Source organism: Pseudomonas sp. 05T35, from assembly GCF_056396605.1.
This window is the reverse complement of sequence record NZ_JBFTLU010000559.1, coordinates 1-2,506: the sequence shown is the minus strand read 5'-3', so window position 1 is coordinate 2,506 and position 2,506 is coordinate 1. Positions and strand designations below refer to the sequence as shown.

The 2,506-nt window shown below is 60.8% G+C and carries 3 protein-coding genes; all 3 read right to left on the bottom strand.

The window, feature by feature from the left end; translation table 11 throughout:
* Window positions 1-99: 99 nt before the first annotated feature.
* Entirely contained in the window at window positions 100-525 is a 426-nt protein-coding gene (locus tag AC1DH9_RS27170; RefSeq protein WP_427547277.1) for a GNAT family N-acetyltransferase, read from the bottom strand.
* The gene (locus tag AC1DH9_RS27165) at window positions 518-1,684 is read right to left on the bottom strand and encodes a ribosomal protein uL16 3-hydroxylase (RefSeq protein WP_427547274.1); all 1,167 of its coding nucleotides are present in this window, start codon (window positions 1,682-1,684) and stop codon (window positions 518-520) included. The genes AC1DH9_RS27170 and AC1DH9_RS27165 overlap by 8 nt, the downstream gene beginning before the upstream one ends.
* Window positions 1,685-1,769: 85 nt before the next feature.
* Window positions 1,770-2,506 (bottom strand): lyase family protein (locus AC1DH9_RS27160; protein ID WP_477809135.1); only part of this gene is annotated, 737 nt, incomplete at its 5' end.

Sequence of the window (2,506 nt, the reverse complement as noted above, 5' to 3'; positions counted from 1 at the left end):
GTGGTGTTCTGTCGGGCCTCATCGCGAGCAGGCTCGCTCCCACAGGTTCGGCGTAATCCCTGTGGGAGCGAGCCTGCTCGCGATGGCCGCGCCTAGGTCTCAAGCCGAATGACGCACCATGTCCACGTGAGGAATCCCTGCTTCCAGGAACTCTTCACTGACCACGGTAAAGCCCAGGCGCTCATAGAACGCCGTGGCCTGCACCTGCGCGCTGAGCATCTGCTGCTTGAGCCCGCGCTTCTCGGCTTCACCGATCACCGCTTGCATCAGCTTGTCGCCGACCTTCAGGCCGCGCCAGTCCTTGAGTACCGACACCCGACCGATGTGACCATCGGGCAGCAGGCGGGCGGTGCCAATCGGAAAGTCGCCTTCGAAGGCGAGGAAATGCACGGCGCTCGCGTCGTCGGCATCCCATTCCAGTTCAGGTGGAACGGATTGCTCGGCGATGAACACCGTTTCACGAATGCGCCGGATCTCGGCGTTGTCCTTTTGCCAGTCTGCGACACGTACGTGAATCTTATTCATCGGCAAATCCCAGGCTACCTTGCTTGACCAGTTCGCACAGCAGGCTGCGGCCGTCTTCATCGCTCAGCCATTGGCCAAGGTTGTCGACGTGCAGCGCATCGGCGGCGCAAATCATTTTCAGCAGTTCGCGCAGTTTGCCCGGCAGATAACGGCTCTGGCCGCTGGCGAACAGCAGCAGGTCGTCGTCGACTTCGGACCAGGCCAGGCGCGCGCTTGGGTTGCGAATCAGCACAGCGCCTTGTTCAAGGCTGCTCAGCAGGTCGTCTTCTTCCAGTTCCGGGCCAACCACCAATTCCGGGTAGCGTGGCTCGGTCATGAACTGGCCGAACCAGGTCAGCAACAGGCGCTCGTCGCTCATGTGCTCGGCCAGCAGGCTTTTCAAGCGGTCGAGCGCATCGTGCTGGATCTGGTGCGGGTCGATCGCTGGCTGTGCGTCGGCATCGGTGTAGCGCTCTTCGTCAGGCAGGAACTGGCTGAGGAAGTCGGTGAAGTGGGTCAGCACTTCGGCGGCGCTTGGGGCGCGGAAACCGACCGAGTAGGTCATGCAGTCATCGACGGCCACACCGCAGTGGGCAAGGCGCGGTGGCAGGTACAGCATGTCGCCCGGTTCCAGGGTCCACTCGTCGGTGGCTTCGAAGTCGGCGAGGATGCGCAGGTCGGCATGTTGCAGCAGCGGACTGTCGGAATCGCACATCTGGCCGATTTTCCAGTTGCGCTTGCCGTGGCCTTGCAGCAGGAACACGTCGTAGTTGTCGAAGTGCGGACCGACACTGCCACCCGGGGCGGCAAAGCTGATCATCACGTCGTCGATGCGCCAGCTCGGCAGGAAGCGGAAGTTTTCCAGCAGCTCGGCGACTTCCGGCACGAACTGGTCGACAGCCTGCACCAGCAGGGTCCACTCGCGCTCTGGCAGCTTGCTGAATTCGTCTTCGGCGAACGGGCCGCGACGCAGTTCCCAAGGGCGCTCGCCGTGTTCGATGACCAGGCGCGATTCGACTTCTTCTTCCAGCGCCAGACCGGCCAGTTCGTCGGCGTCGATCGGGCTTTCGAAGTCAGGGATCGCCTGGCGGATCAACAGCGGTTTTTTCTGCCAGTAGTCGCGCAGGAATTCCCGTGCCGTGATGCCGCCCAGAAGTTGAAGAGGAGTATCAGGATTCATGTGTAACCTATTGAAAAAAAGCACTTTTCAGACGGGAATAAAAACGCCCGGCGCTGCCGGGCGTCTCAAAGGGTCAAGCGGTCGATCAGATGCGTTTGGCTTGTGCCACGGCGTTGCCGATGTAGTTGGCCGGGGTGAGCTTTTTCAGCTCGGCCTTGGCTTCGGCAGGCATGTCCAGTGCATCGATGAAAGTCTGCAACGCTTCAGGGCTGATGCCCTTGCCGCGCGTCAGTTCTTTCAGCTTTTCGTACGGGTTTTCAATGTTGTAGCGACGCATCACGGTCTGGATCGGCTCGGCCAGAACTTCCCAGCACGCGTCCAGGTCTGCAGCAATCTTCTGAACATTGAGCTCTAACTTGCTGATTCCCTTGAGACTTGCTTCGTACGCGATCACGCTGTGGGCGAAGCCGACACCGAGGTTGCGCAGTACGGTGGAGTCGGTCAGGTCGCGCTGCCAGCGGGAGATCGGCAGTTTGCTCGCCAGGTGCTGGAACAGTGCGTTGGCGATGCCCAGGTTGCCTTCGGAGTTTTCGAAGTCGATCGGGTTGACCTTGTGCGGCATGGTCGAGGAACCGATTTCGCCGGCAATGGTGCGCTGCTTGAAGTAGYCCAGGGAGATGTAGCCCCAGATATCGCGATCGAAGTCGATCAGAATGGTGTTGAAGCGCGCGATCGCGTCGAACAGCTCGGCGATGTAGTCGTGCGGTTCGATCTGCGTGGTGTACGGGTTGAAGCCCAGGCCCAGCTCGTCTTCGATGAAGGCGCGGGCGTTGGCTTCCCAGTCGATCTCAGGGTAAGCCGACAGGTGGGCGTTGTAGTTGC

Excerpts from the sequence above, each read along its gene's own strand:
- AC1DH9_RS27170 (WP_427547277.1), bottom strand. The coding sequence starts at position 525 with ATGAATAAGATTCACGTACGTGTCGCAGACTGGCAAAAGGACAACGCC.
- AC1DH9_RS27165 (WP_427547274.1), bottom strand. The coding sequence starts at position 1,684 with ATGAATCCTGATACTCCTCTTCAACTTCTGGGCGGCATCACGGCACGG.